A 21999-nucleotide genomic window follows, 5' to 3' on the forward strand; every position below is an offset into this window, starting at 1 on the left:
CACTATCTGGTAGATTTCTACGCGTTACTCACCCGTCCGCCGCTCGTCAGCAAATAGCAAGCTATCTCTGTTACCGCTCGACTTGCATGTGTTAAGCCTACCGCCAGCGTTCAATCTGAGCCATGATCAAACTCTTCAATTTAAGAAGGTCGAAAATCAATAAAAAGGACCTAAATTTGCCTCAAGACCGTTAAACACTAAATGAATTCACTTAGGTTAGCTTATCTTGATAAAGCTTTTGTGCTTCATCCGGACAAGCGCCCACACGAATTATCTGATCAATTTGTTAAAGAGCGTTGAGCCGTTCGGCTCAAGTGAGGCGCATATTCTAGCGACCTCGCCGGGAGAGTCAAGCGTTTTTCTGATAAGTTTTTCAAGCTTGTCAGCGCTGGTTTTTCTCCCCGCCTTCTGAACCCTGATTGAAAAATGCTTTTCTTTCAATAAGTTAGAAGACTGTCTTGTGACGTTGTCCGGTGCCGTTCGCGACCCCGCGTCTCAATGTGGAGGCGTATTCTATAGATCCTGCAGCGGGCGTCAACCGCTAAAAAGAACTTTTTGCCAAAAAACTGTTCTATTTTCGCAGTAGCCGGTTTTCCCTATAGTAACGCAGCGCGCCGGGATGAATCGGAGCGGAAAGTCCATCAGACAACATCTCAGCTTTTCTTAGCCTGGCGAAAGCCGGATGAAGTTTGCGGAACTGATCAAAGTTCTCAAATACCGCCTTCGTCATCAGATATACCGTCTCTTCACTTACTTCAGACGAGACCACCAGCGTAGCGCCAACACCAAATGTGTCTATATCATCCGGATTACCACGATACATACCTCCGGGGATTTTCGCCTCCCGGTAGTAGCCACTATTATCTAGCAGGCGCTCGATCAGCTTACCTTTTAACGGGATGATGGCGCTATCGCAGGCAGTTGTTGCTTCTTTAATAGCCCCGCTTGGATGGCCAACGGTATAGACGAATGCATCTACCTCGCCGGTACAAAGTACGCCGGCCTGTTCGGCAGAATCAAACTCAGTAACCTGGGAAAAGTCTTTGTCACTCCAGCCGTTAATTTTCATCAACTCGCGCATCATTCCACGATGGCCGGATCCTATAGCGCCTATATTGATACGCTTGCCGCGCAAGTCTTCAAACCGGGTAACACCGGAATCACTGCGGGCGACCAGAGTAAATGGCTCGGCGTATAGAGAGAATACTGAACGCAGTTCTTTATCCGCTCCGGCTTGTGAGAACTCTGCCACACCATTGACGGCCTTGTATTGGATATCGGACTGTACAATAGCGAAATCCAGTTCCCGGCTACGGATAGCCTGAATGTTGTAGACAGAGCCTTCTGTCGCTTCTACAGCACAACGCAGGCCATGCTGGCGACGCGCTTTATTCATCAGCCGGCAAATAGCGCCTCCCGTGGGGTAATAGACGCCGGTAACACCGCCGGTGCCTACTGTTACAAAGCCGCTATTGACTGCGCTGCTGCCAGCCGCGACCGCACTCATACCGAAAAGCGAACCAACCAGTAGAGTGGTAAAGAAGTTTAAACTCGCCATATTCTGCTCCCATGAGGCGAACGCAGTCCTTTGCAGGAACACGGCTCTCCAGCTTTCCTCGTTATTCCAAACTTATATTCCGCCAAGATTAGCATAGAATATTCTGCTCTATTACTCCCCAACAGCGGCCGCGAACCTTCTCAACGCTACTTCGAGCACACCCGGCTAAAGCGCCGTATCTTACGATAGGGAAAGACATCAATAATCTCCCCTGCCTCGACCTGCTTCTGCATCTCTTTCCAGAAACTGACATCCAGCAGGTCGCCATGCAGTTCGTTAAACAGCTTCCTGACCCGGCGATCACAGGCAGTTAATATGCTGAACTCTTCCGGAAACACATCATTGATCCCGACGGAGTACCAGGGTTCGCCGGATAACTCCTGTTCAGGATAAAGCGGCTCAGGAATCCGGCGAAAGTTGCATTCGGTCAGGTAGGATATTTCATCGTAGTCATAGAACACGACCCTGCCATGACGGGTCACACCAAAGTTCTTAAACAACATATCACCGGCAAATATATTGGCTGCGGCCAGCTGCTTAATCGCCTTACCGTATTCGTTGATGGCGTGAAACAACTGGTACTGATCCTGATGCAGTAACGCCTGATCGATATACAGATTGAGTGGTGTCATGCGCCGCTCGGTCCAGAGGTGACTAATTCTTACCTCATCCTCAGTCACCTGCACAGAACTGGCGGCAACCGACTGCAGTTCGTCAATCAACGCCTGGGAAAAACGTTTACGGGGGAAACTGAAATTTCGGAACTCCTGTGTATCTGCCATCCGCCCGACCCGATCGTGGCGTTTCACCAGATGATAACGCTCTACTACGATCTGCCGGGTGACATTCTTTGATGAACTAAAGCGATCCTTAATGATTTTAAAGACTATGGGGTAGGAAGGCAGCGTAAACACCGTCATCACCATTCCCTTTATCCCCGGTGCAATCTCAAACAGATCTTCGGAGCCCGCCAGGTGATCAATAAAGTCGCGGTAGAACTCTGCCTTGCCCTGTTTATAAAAGCCGATCGAACTATATAGCTCAGCCCGTGACTTGGCGGGAATCAGGGAGTGAAGAAAGCGGATAAATTCCGAGGGAACATTCACATCCACCATGAAGTATGAGCGGGTAAAACTGAAGATGATCGATACTTCATTTTCTTCGCTGATCGCAGTATCTATATAAGCCGCGCCATTACCGTTATTCAGTACAGGTAACACAAACGGTAAGGCCTGACCGGCAACGTGCACCCGCCCCACCAGATAGGCGGCTTTGTTCCGATAGAACACGCTCTTAATCACATCGACTGAGGTCATGCCGGAAGCATAGGCGGCACGCTGATTGGAACAGATATAGCGAGCCAGGTTGCGTAGATCCCGCCTTTTGTTCTCCCACGGGATATTAAATCGATAGTCATCTAACAGACGTCGCAGCATTGCGACCAGGCCTCCTGCCCTGACGTGGTAGGTGCGATAGATCTGATCACCGGAATGGATTTCCCGCCCCTCCAGCAGGGAGCGTACAAACATATGCTTATTGTCCAGCTGAAGATAGCGGGAAAGACTACAGTAAACTGAATTGAAGAAGGTTTCGGCCAGCTCCAGGTCTGTCAGGCTGCTAATCAGGCGAAGATACTCTGCCCGCGCCGCTTGCCAGGTTTCCGGACGGTGTATCTCATCAGCAAGCTGAGCTTCCAGCGCCGCCACAGTTGCTTTGACGCTGTCCTGATAGAGATCGATCCGTGCCGCTGAGACCTGTTGTATATCACTCCAGCGCGCCTGCTCAAAACGCTCCCGTGCCCCCGCCGTCAGGCCCTGAAAGCTCAAGCGGTAGTCAGCAAAGTGTTGGAAGATCGAATCGGCAATCTGAACAGTCGCTCCGGTTGTCATCAACTCCCCTCCCTAATATAACGGCCGTCAATCCCGTTAAGTCTAGCCACTGTTACTTGCAAAGACAGTCACATATTGCAATCAAAAACCCAGGCCTATTGTGCTTTCGATTTGCCATATTAGCGTCAACATCCGAAGCTAGACTTAAGAGATCACCATTCAAGGAGGTCTGTATGCTTTATATGCCGGAGTTAAGCATCTCCCGCTCGCTGAGCGCGATTGCGGTTCTGACCAGTGGTGGAGACAGTCCCGGAATGAACCCCGCGATCCGGGCAGTGACTCGTGCCGCCCTGAATCAGGGCATCAGGGTTTATGGCGTAAACAAAGGCTACAGCGGACTGATCATTGGTGATCTGCACGAAATGAGCAGCGCCTCAGTAACCAACATCATACAAAGAGGCGGTACTGTATTAAAAAGTGACCGCTGCGAAGCCTTCAAAGACCCCTCCATTCGCCGACAGGCCGCCGAGATTCTGAAGAGCCATGGTATCGAGGGCCTGGTGGTTATCGGCGGAGACGGCTCACTGACCGGAGCCCAGCTGCTGGCAGAAGAGTCCTCTATCGCCGTTGTTGGCCTGCCAGGAACGATCGATAACGACATTTTTGGCAGCGATGACACTATAGGCTTTGATACCGCCGTTAACACCGCACTGGATGCGATCGACAAGATCCGGGACACCGCCCTTTCCCACGAAAGGCTGTTTCTGGTGGAAGTGATGGGGCGTAACTCAGGCTTTATCGCCACCCAGGTGGGCATCGCCTGCGGTGCCGAGATGATCGTGGTTCCCGAATACCCGGTCAACATCAACCAGGCATCAATCGAACTGGCCGACTCCCACTCCAGCGGCTGTGGCGCCAGCGGTATTATCGTCGTGGCCGAAGGGCCGGTTCCGGGACTGACCTACCGGCTGGCACAGGAGCTGGGTCAGCATGGGCCTGAGCCTCGGGTCTGCATACTCGGTCATATTCAACGCGGTGGTCAGCCTTCCGGTCACGACCGTGTACTGGCATCCTGTCTCGGCACAGCGGCCGTTGATCACCTGCGGGCGGGGATCAGTAACGTCATGCTGGGTATCCGCGAAAACCAGGTATGTGAAGTCCCCTTAAGGGATGTGGTTGAACGGACTAAGAAGCTGGATCGCCGATTATTCGATACCGCTACATTGCTGCATAAATAGAGATATCTGGTTCCGCTGCCAGTGAATGGTTATGATGGCGCGCTATGAGCGCCTCAGATATACAACTCAGCTACCAGCAGTTACTGCAGAGCGGCCTGACACCCGATCCGGCCCAGCAGGCGGCCGTTGCCGCTCTCTTCAGCCTGCAGCAACGCCTGCCCGACAAACCGTCCCGGCTGCGCAAACCGCTGCCGGTAACGGGCCTCTATCTCTGGGGGCCCGTGGGCAGGGGGAAAACCTTGTTAATGGACCTGTTCTACCAGTCACTGGACCAGAGCACTGCACTACGCCTGCACTTTCACCGTTTTATGGCGCTGATGCATCGGCAACTTACCGAGCTGAGCGGCACCAAAGATCCGCTGCGGCAGATCGCCCGCGACCTGGCTCAGCGTTACCGGGTGCTGTGCTTTGATGAGTTCTTTGTTTCTGATATCGGCGATGCCATGCTGCTGGGACGGCTGTTCGATTATCTGTTTGATAGCGGCATCGCCATTGTCACCACCTCAAACTGCCACCCGGATATGCTGTACCGCGACGGCCTGCAGCGCGATCGCTTCCTACCGGCCATTACCGCGATAAAAAAGCAGATGCAGATCCACCAGCTGGATGGGGGCTGCGACCACCGCCGGCGCATGCTCAGCCAGAGTCGTGCTTACTTCGTTGATAACGCCGCCGCACTCTCTGCGCTTTTCCCCGTCCCGGCCGGATCACAGACGATAGAACTGTGCCAGCGCCCGCTGCTCTGCAATGGCCTGCATGATGGCCATATCTGGTTTGATTTCAAACACCTCTGCGAAAGTCCCCGCAGCGCACTGGATTACATCGAACTGGCACAGCGCTTCCACACGGTTTTGCTCAGCGGTGTCCCGGTCCTGAGCGGACAGGCCCGTGAACGGATTAAGGCCCGCGGCACCGAGGATGGCAGCTATAGTGTCACCGCAACCGGTAACCGGCAGGTCCGACTGGGACGTTCAGATGACGCAACCCGGCGCTTTATCAGCCTGATAGACGAGCTTTACGATCGCCGCGTTAACCTATTTATCAACGCCGCCGTGCCGCTGGAGCAGCTGTACAGCGGAGAACACCTGGCATTTGAATTTGAGCGCACGCGCAGTCGCCTGATCGAGATGGCCTCGGTAGAATACCAGTCTGAAGCTGCATTGCATCAGACCGAAACCCATTTCATTTAGCACTACCCAAAGGGCTGCCACAGCAGAGGATCGCCATGAGGCACCGCATTACCAGACTCCTGAAGCGTCTCTGGGCGCGCATTGTTTATTGCAACAATGCGGTCTGCATCTATCAGATCAGCATTAAGGATCATCAGGATGTAAGCCAGGAACTGGATATTGAGATCGCAGCGCCGGAGAAGCTAATACAGCTGGCCGATGAGTGGGATTACTTCGCCCACCGGCAGGCGATGGTCAGGACCCGTTACCAACAGGGGGATCGCTGTTTCCTGGCTTATGACCAGCAGCGCCTCGCCCATGTTATCTGGTACCGCATGCGTAATGAGATCGATGCCAGTTATGAACTTGGCAGTAAAGGCCGCCTGCCGCTACCGGATCAGGAGTTGATCCTCTATGATGCCTGGACGCCTGCACCTATGCGCAGCAGAGGCTACTACGCAAGAACCATGACACAGATTCTGCCACAATGCTTTAGTATCAGCCCGCGGGTCTGGATCTACAGCCTGAGTGATAACTATGCCTCACTCAGGGGGATTGAAAACTCAGGCTTCAGCTTACGTCATCGTCTACAACGAATACGCTGGTTTGGCCTGAAAGAAACCCTTTCTCTCAGCGCCATTGATTCGTAAACCACGGGAGTTTCATCGTGCAGAAACAGGTCAAGAGACTGATCCAGAACACGCTGGCGTTTGGCCCGATACCGCGACTGATGCAGAAGTTCAGGGATGCTGAGTCTGTCACTATTCTGACTTATCACGGCATTGTCGAAAAACCACTGCCTTTTGATGACTGGTGCTTTCTCGATAAACAACGCTTCGAGCAACAGATCCGCTACCTCAGCCGTCACTTCAACCTTGTTAGCATGACTGAAGCCTGTAATGTGCTGTCCGGAAAACAACCTCACCCGGGAGGTAAGCCCCTGGCGGTGATCACCTTTGATGACGGCTATCAGAACAACTACGATATCGCCCTGCCGATACTGGAAAAGTACGACGCGCCTGCGACTATCTATCTGGTTTCAGAGCTGGTCGCGACAGAGCGAAATTTCTGGTTTACCCGGCTACTGCAGGCCCTGTGTCAGACTCGTAAAACAGAAATCATCTGGCACCGGCGTTATCCGCTGTTGAGCGCTACCGACAAGGCTCGCAGTTCCTCTCTGCTGCAACGCGCACTGAAAGACCTGCCCGCGACAGAGATAGATAAGGCCATCGAGCAGCTGGAACAGGCATTAGACGTATCTCCGCAGCAGTCCGTACCAACCGGCTCGCCATTCCGGATGCTTGACCAGGCTTCACTGGATGCCCTGCTACAACATCCCCTGATTGAGTTCGGTGCCCATACGCACAGTCATCATATTCTCAGCCAGCTGAACAGCACGGATAAACACGCCCAGATCGCACGCTCCGTTGAGTCAGTCCGCGAACTGACCGGTGAGAGCTGTCAGCACTTCGCATTCCCCAACGGCGCGCCTCAGGACTACGACCAGGAATCTATTGATCTGCTGAAGGGTCAACAGATTCATAGCGCCGTCACTATGTCGCCCGGCCCGGCCCGGCCCGGTGATGATATGTTGCGCCTTAAACGTTACCCTATCGGCACAGACACCCGCTTTCCCCGATTTAAACTGATGGTGCATCATATTGTCTGAGCTAAAGGAACTGCCTCCGCTGAGTGACTTGAAAATTGCGGTCTTTAACGACTTCGATGCAGCACGCCCCCACTGGCTGGAGCTTGAAAAAACAGGAAGTTACTTCGCTTTTCAGAGTTACGACTGGCTGGCCAACTGGTATCAGTTTATCGGTCAGCATGAAACCGAGCAGCTCTGCATCGCCTCTGTCTGCTCGGGTAAGACGCCGCTGATGCTGATGCCTTTTATTATCCGGCGTCAGCATGGTCTGCGTATTCTCTGCTGGGCCGGCGGTATTGTGACCGACTACCAGGCGCCTTTGCTGGCAGCAGCGACAGACAAGATCACCCGACATCAGTGGCCGGCTCTCTGGGCCAGCATCAAATCGCAACTGCCTCCATTTGATGCCGCCCGCCTGCTGAATCAACCGGAACATATCGACGCCGTCGAAAACCCTTTTCTGTGGTTACAGAAACTCCCCTATGCCGAAAGCCACGCCGCCCTCATCGGCAGCGACTGGAACAGTTATTACCAGTCTAAGGTAAAAAAGCGCATTCGCCAGGATTCCAGGCGCCAGCGCAAACGACTGGCGGAAATCGGTGAAGTCAGCTTTGTTGTAGCCGAGAATCCACAACAGGCCGAGCAGTTCACCCGGGCTATGATCGAGCAGAAACGACGCCGTTATCATGAAACCGGTGTGACCGACATACTGGCTGCTGATAGCTACCAACAGTTCTACCTGTCAGGCGGTCAGCGACTGATCGAGCAGGGAAAGGGCCATATCTGTGCGTTGCTGGTCGATGACCAGGTGGTCGCGACTCACTGGGGGATACTGCAGGGCAGGCGTTTCTATTTCCTGATGCCAACCTATGCGGGTGAAGACTGGAAACGCTACTCCCCGGGGCGGATTCTGCTGGAAGAGCTGATGCAGTGGTGCATCCGCGAAGGTTATGACGTTTTCGATTTCTCGCTCGGCGGCGAGCAGTACAAGCAGGAATGGTGTAACCAGCAGATGCCGCTATACGAGACACTGGACGCCAACTCGATTAAAGGCCATCTCTATCTGCTGCTACAGGGCTTCAAACGCCGCCTGCTGGAGAATCCGCAGATTTTCCGACAGGCGATGAAGCTAAGGCACTGGCTACAAAACCGCTAGAGCTCCGCCTGAAACACTTAGCGGATCTGCTGGCCGGCCTCAGAGGCGGTCAGCAGATCCGGGCACTCAGCCCGCTTTGCCAGCGACGAATGGATTGGTCTTGCGCTCATAGCCAAAGTTCGACATCGGCCCATGTCCCGGGATGAACTGTACATCATCTCCCAGCGGGAACAGCTTATTGCGAATAGAGCTGATCAGGGTCGGATGATCTCCTTTTGGAAAATCAGTGCGACCGATAGAGCCGTTAAACAGCACATCCCCGACCTGAGCGACTTTGCTGTCACGGTGGAAGAACACCACATGACCAGGCGTGTGCCCCGGACAATGCAAAACTTCCAGCGTCACTTTGCCAAAAGAAACTTCATCACCATCGTTCAGCCAACGGGAAGGCTCAAATGGCGTAGCGGCCGGAAAGCCGAACATCTGGCTTTGCTGGGCCAGTGAATCGATCCAGAACTTATCTTCCAGATGAGGCCCGACCACAGGCACATCAAACTCTGCAGCCAGGTCGGCGGTAGCGCCGGCATGGTCTATATGAGCGTGGGTCAATAACACCAACTCCAGTTCGAGCTCTTCCTGAGCGATCGCCGCCGTGATGGAAGCCAGGTCTCCGCCGGGATCGATCACCGCCGCACGCCGGGTCTCTTCACACCACATCAGGGTGCAATTCTGCTGAAACGCTGTCACTGGAATAATCTTATATCTCATCACCGGCCCTCATCGTCTGGAGCGGCCAGTATAACAGTGCCCCCGGCTAAACGGCAGCGCGGCCTAGTTGTCAGCGCTGCAGCAGGGCAGAGATACAGACGGTGGCTTTCCGACGATATATCTCCGCAGCCAGAGGCCAGATAGTCTGCAGCAACTCAGCTTCCCGCTGCCGGATCAGGCGGTGCAGTTGGTTAAGGTCATCCTGGTAAAACCATCTGCGATTCCCGGCTATCCAGTCGCGTAACATATGCAGGTCATGCAGTTGTCCAAGTACCTCCGACAGTTGCTTCAGGCGCGCCCTGTAGCCCTTTCTCTCCCTGCCGTCCAGTAAACAGTTCAGCTGCAGATAAAACCCCTTGGCCTCGGTTCGCCAGTCGTGCAGCAAGGATTCGTCCTGCCCTTTCTGCAGCCGCTTCCAGAGCCGGCGTCCCCGCCGGTACTGTTGTTGCAGCTGGCGGCGAAGGAGATTTACCCGCAACGCCTTAATCTTCCACAGACGACTCCGTTTTTTTAACGACAACAATGGTTTAGCTTGCATTGTAATCCGGCCTGGCGCAGGGACTGTGATAAGCGGTTGAGCGCTTTGCCTCAGGCCATCCGTCAGTCGTGTGATCAGCCCGGGCTCCGCCTGTCCCAGCAACAAGGATCCCAGGGTGCTGATCCGGACATCCCGATCCCGGGTAGCCCCCAGTTGCCGCATCACGGCCCGAACCCGTTTGAGCTCCGTCCGGTAACAGCGACCACCAAGAGCCGGCCTTAACAGATATAACATTGCCCTGAAGCGCTTACCGCTGACACGTACCTGATGCACCAGATCCTCTTCGGCAGCCGGGCCTCGCAGCAGGCGCTTCAAGTCCCGAATCTCACGCCGGAATGCGGCCCGGAGATTTTCTGCCGGATCGGGCACCATATAGTTGATAGCCATCGCTTTCTCCGCCTTCAGGCAGACTCAAACCAAGCTTCGATCTGCTCCGCTTCACGACTACTCTTACTCTGCAGGCCCCGCAATCGCCGCGAGGCCGCGGCCAGATAGGCTGCCCTGAACGGTGGCGATAGCCAGGGCACGGATTCCAGTATCGCCGCTCCATACTTGAAGTCATGTGCCTGATCTGACTTCAGCAACAGCCAGTTATTGATCGCCCGGCGCAACTCCGGCCAGTGATCAGTCAGTGGAAAAGCCAGAAGCAGCGACCTGGCCCGCTCCGGGTCCTGCTGTATCGACTGTCCAATCTGCTCAATCTGTTGCCCAACCGCCTGAGCCTTCTGCTGATCCTCAGCCCCCGGCGTTAACAGCGGACGTGCGGCAGAGACAAGGGACTTGATTGCCGTACCATCATCCGGCAGAGCGAACTGTCGTCGCATCTGCACCACATACGCCAGCGCCTGCAGCGGGATCAGTCGGCGCAGCTGCAACGCCGCAGCTTGCCGCCACAGCCAGTACATGCTGTGACCGACGGTCACTGTATGCAACAGGGGAATCGAGGGGCGTCGCATCACCGCTTCCGCGGCCGCCAGAAATACAGCATCCCAGACCACCTGAAAACTGCCGCCCTGCCCAATCAGCGTGACGGCCTGCTCACAGCAGGCGGAAGCATCGCCCTGCTGCACCAGATCCAGCAATTCGATTGTCTGTGCCGGGTTACTCCTGGCGATACAGGCCTGCAGCGGAATCGAAGCGGCACGTTTCAGGTTAAGTGGATAATCCACCAGCTGCCAGACCGGTCGCGTAGCATCATCACTGAGCGGGCGATCCTCCTCCAGCAGCGCATAACTCATAGCCCGCAGCATCAGCTCCAGCTCAGCCTGTCCGCTGTCCTGCAGTAAGCGCCAGCCGTGACTGACATAGATCGCCTTATGGCCAATCGAATAGAAGTCCTTCACCGCCAGCCCGCTGAGCAAACCCAACAGATAATTTCGCCCGCGACTGCGCGCCAGGGTCACCACCGCCTGTTCCGCGAGCGACCACTGACGATATTTCATGGCATCCAGATAAAGCGCCTCAGCCTGCTCGGCGGGTGCCTCGACCGAGGCAAAACCTCCCAGCTGCCAGCCAGACTGACGCTCATTGCGCAGTTGGGAAAACTTGAAGTAGTCCAGATTCCACAGAATCGGAATCCAGCCATTGATACCACCGTCTCCAGCCGCTAGCCGACGCACAGCATCAACCATCATCACTGCATGAAATTTAAAGCCGACCGGACGAGGCTCAATCTGTCGCATACCTGCCAACTGGATCGCCTGAAGCAACGCTCCCCGCCCCAGGCCGCTGCGAATCAGTTTCACCACCTTCCCGGTCAGTGCCTCACGCGGTGTCTCTTCTATCAGCCTGACCAGCGGCATCAGCTCCATCCCCGCAGACGCATCTGCCAATCGCGGCCAAAGCGTGATGCAGGGCAAACCCGAAGTGAGGCGCAGGAACTGACGTCGTTGCATGGCAAAACCTCCACTAGCCACTATATGGGAGTCACTGTAGGAATCCCCATCAAAGGATAGTCCAGCCAGAGTGAACTAAGCTTTCAGATGCAGGGAGCCAAACCGCCAGGAGGCTCTTTAACAACGGTGAACCTTATGTCACTCTCGCCAACCATCGAGAAATTCCTCGATCAGAAGAAGATTGCCTACCGCAGGATCAACCACCCTTATGCAGAAACGGCCATGGGCTGCGCGATAGCCGCACAGATTCCACCAGCCCGGGTCGCCAAAAGCGTGGTGCTCAGGGATGACGAAGGCTTTGTTATGGCGATGATACCTGCCAATCGCCAGGTCGATATTGCAGCCATTAACCGTAAAACCAATCGCCTGCTCTCTCCCGCCCGACAACGAGATGTGAATCTGCTGTTCCGGGACTGCTCCCGGGGAGCCGTACCGGGATTAGGGCAGTCCTATAACATTCCTACTATTTGGGATGATAGCCTGGCCGACCAGCCAGAATGCTTCCTCGAAGCCGGTGATCACACCGAGTTCGTGCAGCTCAACAAGGATGCGTTCAGCCGCTCGGTCTCCAACCTGCCTCATGCACGCATCTGCATCTGAATGTACTAATGATGCCAACACTGAATGCCTGTCCGGATGACGCCGGCCAGGCATTCAGAAACCTGATGGCAACACGGCGACTGACCGTTCAATCCAGAAAGTAGAGTCGGATAGCCGAATCTTCCGGCACCGAGCCGATGTCGATTCGTAAGGTGAAATAGGACGCGCGCTTGGTCTTACGGTGTACAAACTGCGGTTTAAAACGGGCAACCCCGAGGCGGCGGTTATCTTTTTTGCGGACGGCAACAATTTGCCCTGAGGACACGCGAAGGTCTTTATCGGCGCGGGTCACCCGCCCCCGTATCAGCCAGAAGCCCTCCTCCTCCTGCAGCCTGACATTATAGATCCGAACCAGATTGCTGCTCTCAACAATCAGAGAGGGGGCGCTGGCACCCAGCAAGGGCACAACGCATAAGATTAGCAGCAATAGCCTCGATACAGGGGCCATAGCGAACCTCCAGGATTCGGTGCGAGACGATTACGCCAGCCGCCTCGAACCTTAACGGGTGCCCACTACAGCCCCTGATAACCTGTTCCCTAAAGTTTAGTCACGGCTAAACCGGTTTAGTACAGCAATTCGCTCAGTGGATAGTAATCCAGCAGATCGCCCTCTCTCACCGGTGCCCCGGGAGGAACCACCAGCAACCCCTCTGCCTGGGTCGATGAGCGCAAGGCACCGGAGCTCTGATTCAGCACCGGAGCGGCCGTCAGCCGCCCGGCCTGCGGTTGCAATGCCACGCGCAGATACTCCTGCCGGGGCGTGGTCTTTTCCCGGTGAAAGCCCGCCGCAACAGGGATCGGCCGGGGCAGAGGATCCGCCGCCCCCTGTAATTTCAGCAACAATGGCCGGGCCAGCAGCAAGAAAGTAACCAAGGCAGCCGAAGGGTTTCCCGGCAGGCCGACAAAGGGCTTCCCGGCAACTTCACCCTGAGCGAACGGCTTACCCGGCTTGATCGCCAGCCGCCACATGTTCAGTTGTCCCAGTCGCTCCACCGCGTGGCGCACATGATCTTCTTCTCCAACGGATACGCCGCCGCTGCTGATAATGCAGTCGGCCTCTGCCGCCATCTTTTCGATCGCTGCCATCGTCGCAGGCAAGGTATCGGCCACTATGCCCGGAAAGATCACCTCAATACCCAGCTGCTGTAACAATCCACGCAGGGTAAACAGGTTGGAGTTATAAATCTTACCCGGCCCACAGGGTTCACCCGGCATCACCAACTCATCGCCGGTTGTCAGCAGCGCGACCTTCAGTGGCTTGTACACCACCAGATTATCGATACCGGTGGAGGCGATTACCCCGAGGTGTTGCGGCTTCAGTCGGGTACCGGCTGCAATCAGTGCCTCGCCACGCCGGATATCCTGCCCCATTTGGCGGATGTTGACTCCCGGCTGCGGCAGCTTTTTTAACCGGATGCTGTCGCCTTCGGCCTGGACATCCTCCTGCATGATGACGCAATCAGCCCCGGCCGGAATCTCAGAGCCGGTGAAGATCCTTACCGCCGTACCCGGTTTCAGGGTACCGGGAGAGTCACCGGCCGCAACGCGGCCTGAAACAGAGATCAGCCCGGCCCCGGAATAATCAGCGCAGCACAAAGCGTAGCCATCCATAGCACTGTTATCTGCTGGCGGAACATCGACAGCAGAACTCACCGGTACGGCCAGTACCCGACCCAGGGCCTGTTGCAAGGTGATCGATTCAGTCAGGGCTGAGACCCCGATGCCCTCAAGCATTCGCTCACGAAAGCTGTCGAAAGGTTCAAGTTGCTGTTTCTGACTGTCACATCCGCAGGCACTCATAGCCTTACTCCTGATCAACGGGTTATCAGTCGCCTAAGCTAACCCGCCTGTCGCTGTTAAACCTTAACCGGGATCATTTTTCAGGAATAAACGCTCACGATGGTTCACCTGCCCCCGCCTATTGTCCGGCTGTTCCCGGGCTGGCACATCTGTTAATTTTTAGTCTCAAGCGGCAGCTGGGCCGGTGGATGTAGCGAGCTAACAGCCGAGTTCCGTCAGCATCACGCTTAAGCTGGCCGGAGAGATCTAAAGATCATATGCTCAGAGGAACGCTCAGACTTTCACTGACCGGATCAGGGAGACAATCACGATGTCCAAGATGAAGAACGAGGCGGAATTGCTGAAAGAAGCGATGCGTATCGGACAGGTTTACTTTGAAAAACGCGGGGCTGGACGTTTTGAAGCCAGCGACAGTGCTTCAGACAAGTTCAAGGCACTTTACTCGCTGCTGGTACAGGACAAACTGATACAGCCCTTGGCTAAGGGGCAGGAAAACGAACCCAATATCAAGCACAAGCTGGCACTGTGGATTGAGCGCCAGCTGCCAGAGGGACATCCGCTGAAAAACTGACCGGCCCCGGCGTCCGGAGGCCTTTAACCGGCGTCCGGATGCTGGCGCTGCCGCAGATTCTGCTCGGCTTCTGCCAGCTGCTCCCGGTCATTGATGTTGGCCAGCTCAGCGGCATGCGCTACGGCGACAGATTGCATCGGAAACTGCTGATACCAGAATCTTACCGCACGCTGCCCGGACTGCAGGAAGCTTTCCAGTGACGCTGCGCAGGTCCGCGGAATAATTGCATGCAGAGGCTCCATACGGCCATTCAGCTCAGCCACTATTATCGACTCAGGATGGGCCTTCGCCGCCTGCGCCAACGAGTGAATCAACTCTTTGCCTACCCAGGGTGTATCACAGGGCAACACCAGCAGATGAGAGCCTGAAGCGACATTCAGGGCGCTTTGAATACCGGCTAATGGGCCGGGAAAGCCGCTGAGCTGATCGGACACGACCTGATCAGCCATAGAATGGTAGAGCTGCTGATTACGATTACAGCTGATAATCAGCTGACTGACCACAGGACGCACAGTATCCAGCGTCCACTGCACCATCTTCTGCTCGCCCAGTTCGACCAGCCCCTTATCGCAGCCACCCATACGCTGCCCCTGACCACCCGCAAGTATCACTGCATCGAGTTTAAATTCAGGCCTGTTCATAACGCTCCGGAAAAAATACAGCGCACCCGGCCAAGCCGGCAGGATGCAAAGAGGGGTAATGTATCTCAGGTGAGGGGGTAAAAAACAGCCCGCCTGCAAACCACAGGCGGGCTGTCGATGACCAGTTCCAGTTCCATGTTGCAGATTAGCAACCCTCCCTGGCACTGCTATTGGTCGGAGGGACATCATGTCCTCGTGGATCTCCTGTACCAATATTCTGCGTCAACCTGCAATTGAATTCAGGTTTGAATCTACCCGCTACGGGGAGTGTAAAACTTGAGCAAAATCAAAACCGATAAACAATCGCTCAGGTACTTATCTGCCTGCGACCTGTTTGCCGCTGGCAGACATTGAATCCGGCGCTATTCTGCTAAAAAAAGACCGACCATTCAATTACTTTTCGACACAATTATAGCGCAAAAAGTTTCATCGATTAGCAATAAAAATAGTGTAGACCGTTGCACTTTACCAAGCCAAAACGAAAAGCCTTCGACGAAACAGCAGAGGCTTTTAATATCATAGACTTAGCAAGCCCTATCGCACTATGGGCGCTCTCCGGCTGCAAGGCGCGCATCAATATCTTCGATGACATCCGGAAGGTCCGCCACCGTATCGATCACATAGTGAGCCCCCGATGCACGAAACTTTCGATAAGCAGCAGCACGGCTTCGGGCCTTTTCCTCTTCACCCAGAGCCGCCCAGGCATCTGCATCCAACCCGACTTCGTTGCCCGAAACGGCCAGGGCAACGGTCCAGGCTCCGGCATTCAAACCCTCATCAACGCCTGCAACAGTATCATCAACCTTCACCACGGACTGCACCGCTTCAATTTCCAACTCCAGCAGATTGCGCCACAGCATATGCGGATAAGGGCGACCACGCGGCACTTCTGTCGCCGTTACCACCGAGTCAGGCCGGTAGCCCTGCTCTGCAGCACGCCGTACCATATCGGCGATCATCTCTGCCGCGTAGCCGGTGTTGGCACCTATCTTTATCCCCCTGCCCTTAAGATATTCTGCGGTTTCCCTGGCCCCCGGGATCAGTACCGAACGCTCGGCAATAACTGCAGTCTGAACCGGGATAAACTCGCGATAAAGACGATCGATATCGGCATCACTGGCGAATCCGCCATGATGCTCCGCCCAGGCCTGGCTGATCCGAGGCATTGCCAGCAATCTGGCGATATGCTCTCGCTTTTCAAGCCCCATGGGTTCACGGGCCTCGGCAACGGAGATCTCCACACCGTTATTGGCAAACAGTGTGGTAAAAGCCTGTACCGGAGCCAGCGAGCCGAAATCGATCATAGTACCGGCCCAATCGAACACCACGGCTTTAACAGTACCGGTATAAAAACGTGCATAGCTAAAGGTCATCGTCAGTCTCTCTGTGGCAGGCTGGAGTTGCATGGCCTGCGACGCATCGCAAGCAGCCATCCCGGCCTTTTGTTGTCAGCTGGATCTATCCCGCCAGATCTCTGCAGGCAAAACGGTTTAGCTCAGGGTAGATCTGATTTCTGCCGCATTGGCGAGACATTCACAACACCAACCTGGTATATACCAACATATAAAAACACAGGGTACCCCACAACAGTCTAGTGTCCGGCAGCGCTACCCTTGCTGATCCGCCATACCCGACACCGAGTTGAGCAGCAGCCGGAGCCTCAGCCATCAGGCCTGACAGCCATATCAAAACCGATAAAAAAGCCCCCGTAAAATACGGAGGCTTTAGTCTGATGCTTCAGGCAGTATGCCTCAGCGCGACTGACGCCAACCCTGAGTCCGGTTGAGCAACATATGTGACAGCAGCCAGTGAATCAGTTTGACGCCAATGCAGGTAAACATCAGTAACACGCCCATTGCAGCTGCAGGAGCAATATCCCCGGCATCATCCATATTCAGTACCGATATGGATGCCAGCATCGTATCCGAAGAGTAGAGAAACACTACGGCTGATACCGTATTGAGTGCATTGACGAACAGGTAGATAGCGATCTCCAGCAATGCCGGCAGACATACCGGCAGGGTCACCCGCCAGAAGGTGATATAAAACGGCACTTTCAGCGATGCCGACACCGCTTCAAACTCTGCATCGATCTGCTTCAGGGCGGTGACTGCCGTCAGGTGACAAACCGTGTAGTAGTGCGCGATGGTACAGATCACCAGTATCGCCATAGAGCCATACAGGAAGTTCAGCGGATTATCGGGGCTGTTGAAAAAGAAAATATAAGCCAGGCCAAGTACCAGCCCCGGCACCGCCAGTGGCACCATTGCCATCAGGTGCAGCAATGTGCGCAGCAAGCGGAAGCCTGCCAGCTTCTCGACCAGATAGGCATGGCTGAAAATCAATGCCGTACCAAAGAGAGCAGTATAGAGCGCCATCTCCAGCGAGTTTTCATAAGCGTCCCAGCCGCCGCCATCCATCAGATCAAACTGATAGTTATCCAGTGTGAACTCGAGGTTATAGGGCCAGAAGCTGATAAAGGAAGCGTAAACCGCCATCCCCAGTACACCGATAATGACCGCAATCACCAGCATACAGACGGCAAACAGGCTCCAGTCCCGGATTGCTGCAGGTTCGGGCCGCAATGGTTCGGCCCTGGAGGTGAGCAATGCCACCTGCTTACGCTGCACCCAGCGATCAACGGCAAAAGCCAGCAGCGCCGGAAACAGCAGGATCACCGAGACCACCGCCCCCATCTGAAAGTTCTGCTGACCGATCACCTGTTTATAGATATCGGTAGCCAATACATTGTATTGACCGCCGATCACTTTGGGAGCACCGAAGTCCGTCAATACCAGGGTAAAGACCACAAAGCCGGCACTGATCAGGCCATACTTAATCGACGGCAGCGTCACCGTCAGGAAGGTGCGCAGCGCACTGGTGCGTAACGCGCGGGCCGACTCGTACAAGCGCGCATCCGTATTGGAGAGTGCGGTTGAGATGATCATCAGTGCCGCCGGAAAGCACCAGAAGCTGAGGCTGATCACCACGCCAATCGGACCATAGATACTCTCCCCCATCAGCCAGCTTTTCAGTACGCCCTGATTACCAAACAGATAGACCATAGAGATGGCAGGCAGCAGGGAAGGCGCAAAGATCGGCCCCATCATCAGCAACCGGATGGTTCCCCTGAAAGGCATACAACTGCGCTGCAGTGCATACGCGCAGATCAACGCCAGTGTCACTACAATCAGGGTAGTGACCGAAGCGATGGTCAGTGAGTGCGTGACGGAGGATGCCAGCGATGGCGTTGCGGCATACTCGATAAAGTTATCCAGCCCGACAAAATCGCCGGACGAGTTTTCCATACTCTTTGACAGTATGGCGTACAGCGGCATCAGCACGGTTAACAGCAGTACGACAATCCCGAACAGCACCCCAATCAGCTGCAACAGTTGCTCCCGGCGCAGAGACAGGGGATTCCAGTCGTTGACCGGGCGGGCAGTGATTACACTCATCGGGCACTCTCGAACAGATGGATACGGCTACTGGGCAGGTCAAGCATCAGGCGGCTGCCCTTGGCTATCTGCAGGTCACGCACATCATTCATGGAGAACTCAGCAATCACCGGCTCCATGATGCCATCGACATCCAGTTCAGAACGTACGAAGGAACCGAGAAATTCGACATGACGCACATCAGCCGGCATGGTATTGGTGGCATCGCCGTTATACCGCACCCGGATATCTTCCGGGCGGATCGCCAGCTGCATATCGTTGTCCGGCTGGAATAGCTTGTCATGCTCACAGTCCAGTAGCTGGCCACCAACCTGCACCTTGCCATCATCCAGCATGCGACTGGAAAGAAAGTTCATCTGACCGATAAAAGAAGCCACAAAGGCTGTTTTGGGCCGCGAATAGATCTCCTCCGGGGTCCCGATCTGTTCGATCACACCATGGTTCATCACCACGATTTTATCGGCCATCGCCAGCGCTTCTTCCTGATCGTGGGTCACCATTATCGTGGTCACACCCAACTTGCGCTGCAGTTCCTTAATCTCGCTGCGCAGGTGAACACGTACCAGTGCATCCAGTGCCGAGAGCGGTTCATCAAGTAACAGCAGACCCGGGCTGGTCGCAATGGCCCGTGCCAGGGCAACACGCTGCTGTTGACCTCCGGACAGCTGAGAGGGATATTTCACGCCGGACTCAGGCAGGCCGATCATCTCCAGCAGCTCTTCAACCCGGGCATTGAGTTTACTGCGCGAGGTTTTACGGTTCTTCAGACCGTAAGCGATATTTTCCGCCACTGTCAGGTTCGGAAACAGTGCATAGGACTGGAAAACAATGCCGAAATCACGCTGGTCAGGAGTTAGCCAGGACACATCCTCCCCGGCCTGATGGATCTCACCCTCGGTCTGAAGGTCCAGTCCGGCAACCGCACGCAGCAAAGTGGTTTTGCCACAGCCGGATGGCCCCAGGAAGCAGACAAACTCGCCTTCCCGAATATCCAGCGAGATATTACTCAGTGCAGTGAAATCACCAAATGACTTGGATACATTTTTGATAGAAAGATAAGCACCATTCATTGTTATCGCCCTTTGTCAGTGCCTTTTCAGCGTTCGCCGGAAAACCGTTGCGCAGGCTGAATAGAGTTCGGTGTGTGGCCTCACGGCCGGGATAATGGATTGATACTGCCGCAGAAGTGTTGCAGAAACAAAACAGAGGGCAGCCGCTGCCCTCCGTCAGTTGTTGCAGGGTAAGCAGTCGTCGTTATTTAGGATCGGACTTGCTGTCGTAGCGGTTCTGCCACTCTTTAAGGATCGCCATGCGATTCTGGGCAGCCCATTCAAAGTTGTTGTCGATCATCAGGGCTTCAGGATTTTCCGGGAAGTGCTTAACCGGCTTGGCAATGCCCGGCATGGCTACTACGGCATAGCCCTTGTTATACAACGTGTTGGCAGGCTTGGAAGCGACGAAGTCCATCAGCTTCTGCGCCGCATCGAGCTTATCGGTACCCTTGATGATCGCAGCCGCTTCCATATCCCAGCCCAGACCTTCGCTCGGGAATACCAGGTCCAGAGGTGCACCTTTGGTTTTCAGCTTAGCGCCACGGAAGGCAAAGGAGACACCGATCGCCGTTTCACCGGACGCCGCCAGTTTACAAGGCTTGGAGCCGGAGTGAGTATAGCGGGCAATATTGTTATGCAGGCCGTCCATAAAGCTCCAGCCCTTGTCTTCGCCATAGATCTGCAGCCAGGAGGAAACATCCAGGAAGCCTGTACCTGAAGAGTTCGGGTTCGGCATGATGATATGGCCCTTATATTCGGGCTTAGTCAGATCCTGCCATGAGGCCGGCTTACTCAGGTTGTGCTTTTTCGCTTCGACAGTGTTGAAGCAGATAGAGGCAATCCAGGCGTCCATGCCGACCCAAGAAGGCACGGCATCTGAGTCACGGAATTTAGCTGACAGCTTATCCAGCCCTTCAGGTGCATATGGCTGCAGCAGGTCTTCACCCTTCAGCACCAGCAGAGAGGTCGCGGCCAGGCCCCAGACAACGTCCGCCTGAGGATTGGCTTTCTCGGCCAGAAGCTTGGCAGTCACGATACCGGTAGAATCGCGGACCCATTTAATCTTGATATCCGGATACTGCTTGTTGAATTCTTTGGCGTAACGCTTCAGGTCTTCAGCTTCTACAGCGGTATAAACCGTCAGCTCAGTCGCAGCCTGAGCATTCGCAGCGACTACAACAGCACCTGCAACAGACAGAGCACGAATAATGGATTTCATCTTCACCGTCAGACTCCTGATTTAAGTTCATCTGGTATACACCAGAATTAAAGCTTAGATTAGAGAGTCCCGATGACAGTGAGATGACAGAAAGTTAACCGTTGTTTTACAACCGCCCTTTCCCTGACCGGGCGGCTTGATCGGACTATGCAGCACCGGCGCCCAGTAACAGATTCATCTGCAGGGCATCATGACGCCAGAACTCGCGATCGTACTCAATCACCGTACCATACTGGTCCCGGGTCAGGCGCTGGATCACCAGACAGGTATAGCCTGCCGGAGCCTGCAACAGCTCGGCCTGTTCTGCACTGAGGGAAGCCACCGAAATATCGAGTTCAACCTGATCGTATTCACGCCCATACTGCTGGCGTAACACCGCGCTGACCGAATGTTCCAGATCCTTCTCGGCCAGACCAGGTAACTGCGACGGGCGCAGGTAGATCTGTTCAAAGTAGACCGGTCTGCCATCAACACCACGCAACCGTTCGATCTGCAGTAGCTCTTCATCAGCATCAACCGACATGCGGGCCGCCAGCCTGCCACCCGCCGCACAGAGGGTCTTACTCAGTTGCCGGCTAAACGGCTCGAAGCCTTGTTCCGCGACATACTCCATAAAATAGCTGACACGGGCCGGGTTATAGCGAATCCGCTCGGGTGTCACGAACCAGCCGCGCCGGTTAGAACGATAGATCTTACCTTCCGCTTCGAGCTGCTTCAGCGCCTCCCGGGTGGTAACACGGCTGGTATGAATCGTTTCACTTATGGTGCGTTCCGATGGTAGTTTATCGTCCGGCTTCCACTCTCCACTCTCTATCCTCTGCCGCAGATATTCGACTACCTGTAACGAGGTTACCGGCTTCTTTACCGCCATCAACTATTCTCCCACTCAACCTCAGAACCAACTGGCCTTTATTACAGC

Annotated in this window: 20 protein-coding genes and 1 rRNA gene; 7 read left to right on the forward strand and 14 right to left on the reverse strand. The window is 54.9% G+C overall.

Going from position 1 to position 21999, the window contains the following annotated elements; translation table 11 throughout:
* The 3 genes from Q354_RS0121720 to aceK all read right to left on the reverse strand — a co-directional run.
* Nucleotides 1–142: ribosomal RNA gene (locus Q354_RS0121720) — 16S ribosomal RNA — on the reverse strand; the annotation flags it as partial.
* Between the two features lie 429 nt (nt 143–571).
* A complete protein-coding gene (locus tag Q354_RS0121725; protein ID WP_051560525.1) occupies nt 572–1558 on the reverse strand; it encodes a TAXI family TRAP transporter solute-binding subunit in 987 nt (328 codons plus the stop codon).
* 146 nt (nt 1559–1704) lie between these two features.
* A complete protein-coding gene (gene aceK, locus Q354_RS0121730; RefSeq protein WP_027859451.1) occupies nt 1705–3447 on the reverse strand; it encodes a bifunctional isocitrate dehydrogenase kinase/phosphatase in 1743 nt (580 codons plus the stop codon).
* 173 nt (nt 3448–3620) lie between these two features.
* Between aceK and pfkA the strand changes: the two genes are divergently transcribed.
* The 5 genes from pfkA to Q354_RS0121755 are packed head-to-tail and all read left to right on the forward strand — an operon-like array spanning nt 3621 to nt 8598.
* Entirely contained in the window at nt 3621–4625 is a 1005-nt protein-coding gene (pfkA, locus tag Q354_RS0121735) for a 6-phosphofructokinase (RefSeq protein ID WP_027859452.1), read from the forward strand.
* Between the two features lie 44 nt (nt 4626–4669).
* Nucleotides 4670–5815: a cell division protein ZapE gene (zapE, locus tag Q354_RS26835; RefSeq protein WP_051560526.1), complete on the forward strand. Its 1146-nt coding sequence runs from the start codon at nt 4670–4672 to the stop codon at nt 5813–5815.
* Nucleotides 5816–5850: 35 nt separating this feature from the next.
* The gene (locus tag Q354_RS0121745) at nt 5851–6444 is read left to right on the forward strand and encodes a hypothetical protein (RefSeq protein WP_027859453.1); all 594 of its coding nucleotides are present in this window, start codon (nt 5851–5853) and stop codon (nt 6442–6444) included.
* A 17-nt stretch (nt 6445–6461) separates the two neighbouring features.
* Entirely contained in the window at nt 6462–7463 is a 1002-nt protein-coding gene (locus Q354_RS0121750) for a polysaccharide deacetylase family protein (RefSeq protein WP_027859454.1), read from the forward strand.
* A complete protein-coding gene (locus tag Q354_RS0121755) occupies nt 7456–8598 on the forward strand; it encodes a GNAT family N-acetyltransferase (protein ID WP_027859455.1) in 1143 nt (380 codons plus the stop codon). The genes Q354_RS0121750 and Q354_RS0121755 overlap by 8 nt, the downstream gene beginning before the upstream one ends.
* Before the next feature lie 66 nt (nt 8599–8664).
* Here Q354_RS0121755 and Q354_RS0121760 read toward each other — a convergent pair whose 3' ends face one another.
* From Q354_RS0121760 to Q354_RS0121770, 3 genes are all read right to left on the reverse strand, one after another.
* Nucleotides 8665–9306, reverse strand: coding sequence for an MBL fold metallo-hydrolase (locus Q354_RS0121760; RefSeq protein ID WP_036231154.1), 642 nt, complete (start codon nt 9304–9306; stop codon nt 8665–8667).
* A 70-nt stretch (nt 9307–9376) separates the two neighbouring features.
* A complete protein-coding gene (locus Q354_RS0121765; RefSeq protein WP_027859457.1) occupies nt 9377–10231 on the reverse strand; it encodes a CHAD domain-containing protein in 855 nt (284 codons plus the stop codon).
* 14 nt (nt 10232–10245) lie between these two features.
* Nucleotides 10246–11739 (reverse strand): hypothetical protein, encoded by a 1494-nt coding sequence (locus Q354_RS0121770; RefSeq protein ID WP_156948450.1) that lies wholly within the window; start codon nt 11737–11739, stop codon nt 10246–10248.
* A 135-nt stretch (nt 11740–11874) separates the two neighbouring features.
* On the opposite strand from Q354_RS0121770, the gene Q354_RS26840 reads away from it, so the two are divergent.
* Complete coding sequence (locus Q354_RS26840; protein ID WP_036231158.1) at nt 11875–12339, forward strand: aminoacyl-tRNA deacylase; 465 nt, start codon at nt 11875–11877, stop codon at nt 12337–12339.
* Nucleotides 12340–12427: 88 nt separating this feature from the next.
* On the opposite strand, the gene Q354_RS0121780 is transcribed toward Q354_RS26840, so the two are convergent.
* Both Q354_RS0121780 and Q354_RS0121785 read right to left on the reverse strand, forming a co-directional pair.
* Entirely contained in the window at nt 12428–12787 is a 360-nt protein-coding gene (locus tag Q354_RS0121780; protein WP_156948451.1) for a hypothetical protein, read from the reverse strand.
* Between the two features lie 116 nt (nt 12788–12903).
* Nucleotides 12904–14139, reverse strand: a complete 1236-nt coding sequence (locus tag Q354_RS0121785) for a molybdopterin molybdotransferase MoeA (RefSeq protein ID WP_027859460.1) — start codon at nt 14137–14139, stop codon at nt 12904–12906.
* A 310-nt stretch (nt 14140–14449) separates the two neighbouring features.
* Between Q354_RS0121785 and Q354_RS0121790 the strand changes: the two genes are divergently transcribed.
* On the forward strand, nt 14450–14710 hold the full coding sequence (locus Q354_RS0121790; protein ID WP_027859461.1) for a DUF5062 family protein: 261 nt from the start codon (nt 14450–14452) through the stop codon (nt 14708–14710).
* 23 nt (nt 14711–14733) lie between these two features.
* On the opposite strand, the gene mobA is transcribed toward Q354_RS0121790, so the two are convergent.
* The 6 genes from mobA to Q354_RS0121820 all read right to left on the reverse strand — a co-directional run bounded on the left by mobA (nt 14734) and on the right by Q354_RS0121820 (nt 21951).
* Entirely contained in the window at nt 14734–15351 is a 618-nt protein-coding gene (gene mobA / locus Q354_RS26845) for a molybdenum cofactor guanylyltransferase MobA (RefSeq protein ID WP_051560528.1), read from the reverse strand.
* A gap of 542 nt (nt 15352–15893) precedes the next feature.
* Entirely contained in the window at nt 15894–16724 is an 831-nt protein-coding gene (gene phnX, locus Q354_RS0121800; RefSeq protein ID WP_027859462.1) for a phosphonoacetaldehyde hydrolase, read from the reverse strand.
* A gap of 378 nt (nt 16725–17102) precedes the next feature.
* Complete coding sequence (locus tag Q354_RS0121805) at nt 17103–18809, reverse strand: putative 2-aminoethylphosphonate ABC transporter permease subunit (RefSeq protein ID WP_027859463.1); 1707 nt, start codon at nt 18807–18809, stop codon at nt 17103–17105.
* Nucleotides 18806–19879, reverse strand: coding sequence for a putative 2-aminoethylphosphonate ABC transporter ATP-binding protein (locus Q354_RS0121810; protein WP_036231161.1), 1074 nt, complete (start codon nt 19877–19879; stop codon nt 18806–18808). Before Q354_RS0121810 ends, Q354_RS0121805 begins: the two co-directional genes overlap by 4 nt.
* A 184-nt stretch (nt 19880–20063) precedes the next feature.
* Nucleotides 20064–21080, reverse strand: a complete 1017-nt coding sequence (locus Q354_RS0121815; protein ID WP_027859465.1) for a putative 2-aminoethylphosphonate ABC transporter substrate-binding protein — start codon at nt 21078–21080, stop codon at nt 20064–20066.
* A gap of 145 nt (nt 21081–21225) precedes the next feature.
* The gene (locus Q354_RS0121820; protein ID WP_027859466.1) at nt 21226–21951 is read right to left on the reverse strand and encodes a UTRA domain-containing protein; all 726 of its coding nucleotides are present in this window, start codon (nt 21949–21951) and stop codon (nt 21226–21228) included.
* Between the last annotated feature and the right edge of the window lie 48 nt (nt 21952–21999).

It is taken from the genome of Marinobacterium jannaschii DSM 6295 (genome assembly GCF_000620085.1).
Classification (GTDB): Bacteria; Pseudomonadota; Gammaproteobacteria; order Pseudomonadales; family Balneatricaceae; genus Pontibacterium; species Pontibacterium jannaschii.

What these genes read in the sequence shown, in the direction of transcription:
- Q354_RS0121770 (WP_156948450.1), bottom strand. Translation starts at nt 11,739, where the DNA reads ATGCAACGACGTCAGTTCCTGCGCCTCACTTCGGGTTTGCCCTGCATC.
- mobA (WP_051560528.1), bottom strand. Translation starts at nt 15,351, where the DNA reads ATGAACAGGCCTGAATTTAAACTCGATGCAGTGATACTTGCGGGTGGT.
- Q354_RS0121760 (WP_036231154.1), bottom strand. Translation starts at nt 9,306, where the DNA reads ATGAGATATAAGATTATTCCAGTGACAGCGTTTCAGCAGAATTGCACC.
- Q354_RS26840 (WP_036231158.1), top strand. Translation starts at nt 11,875, where the DNA reads ATGTCACTCTCGCCAACCATCGAGAAATTCCTCGATCAGAAGAAGATT.
- phnX (WP_027859462.1), bottom strand. Translation starts at nt 16,724, where the DNA reads ATGACCTTTAGCTATGCACGTTTTTATACCGGTACTGTTAAAGCCGTG.
- zapE (WP_051560526.1), top strand. Translation starts at nt 4,670, where the DNA reads ATGAGCGCCTCAGATATACAACTCAGCTACCAGCAGTTACTGCAGAGC.
- Q354_RS0121780 (WP_156948451.1), bottom strand. Translation starts at nt 12,787, where the DNA reads ATGGCCCCTGTATCGAGGCTATTGCTGCTAATCTTATGCGTTGTGCCC.
- pfkA (WP_027859452.1), top strand. Translation starts at nt 3,621, where the DNA reads ATGCTTTATATGCCGGAGTTAAGCATCTCCCGCTCGCTGAGCGCGATT.
- Q354_RS0121815 (WP_027859465.1), bottom strand. Translation starts at nt 21,080, where the DNA reads ATGAAATCCATTATTCGTGCTCTGTCTGTTGCAGGTGCTGTTGTAGTC.
- Q354_RS0121805 (WP_027859463.1), bottom strand. Translation starts at nt 18,809, where the DNA reads ATGAGTGTAATCACTGCCCGCCCGGTCAACGACTGGAATCCCCTGTCT.
- Q354_RS0121810 (WP_036231161.1), bottom strand. Translation starts at nt 19,879, where the DNA reads ATGAATGGTGCTTATCTTTCTATCAAAAATGTATCCAAGTCATTTGGT.
- Q354_RS0121745 (WP_027859453.1), top strand. Translation starts at nt 5,851, where the DNA reads ATGAGGCACCGCATTACCAGACTCCTGAAGCGTCTCTGGGCGCGCATT.
- Q354_RS0121785 (WP_027859460.1), bottom strand. Translation starts at nt 14,139, where the DNA reads ATGAGTGCCTGCGGATGTGACAGTCAGAAACAGCAACTTGAACCTTTC.
- Q354_RS0121790 (WP_027859461.1), top strand. Translation starts at nt 14,450, where the DNA reads ATGTCCAAGATGAAGAACGAGGCGGAATTGCTGAAAGAAGCGATGCGT.
- Q354_RS0121820 (WP_027859466.1), bottom strand. Translation starts at nt 21,951, where the DNA reads ATGGCGGTAAAGAAGCCGGTAACCTCGTTACAGGTAGTCGAATATCTG.
- aceK (WP_027859451.1), bottom strand. Translation starts at nt 3,447, where the DNA reads ATGACAACCGGAGCGACTGTTCAGATTGCCGATTCGATCTTCCAACAC.
- Q354_RS0121725 (WP_051560525.1), bottom strand. Translation starts at nt 1,558, where the DNA reads ATGGCGAGTTTAAACTTCTTTACCACTCTACTGGTTGGTTCGCTTTTC.
- Q354_RS0121765 (WP_027859457.1), bottom strand. Translation starts at nt 10,231, where the DNA reads ATGGCTATCAACTATATGGTGCCCGATCCGGCAGAAAATCTCCGGGCC.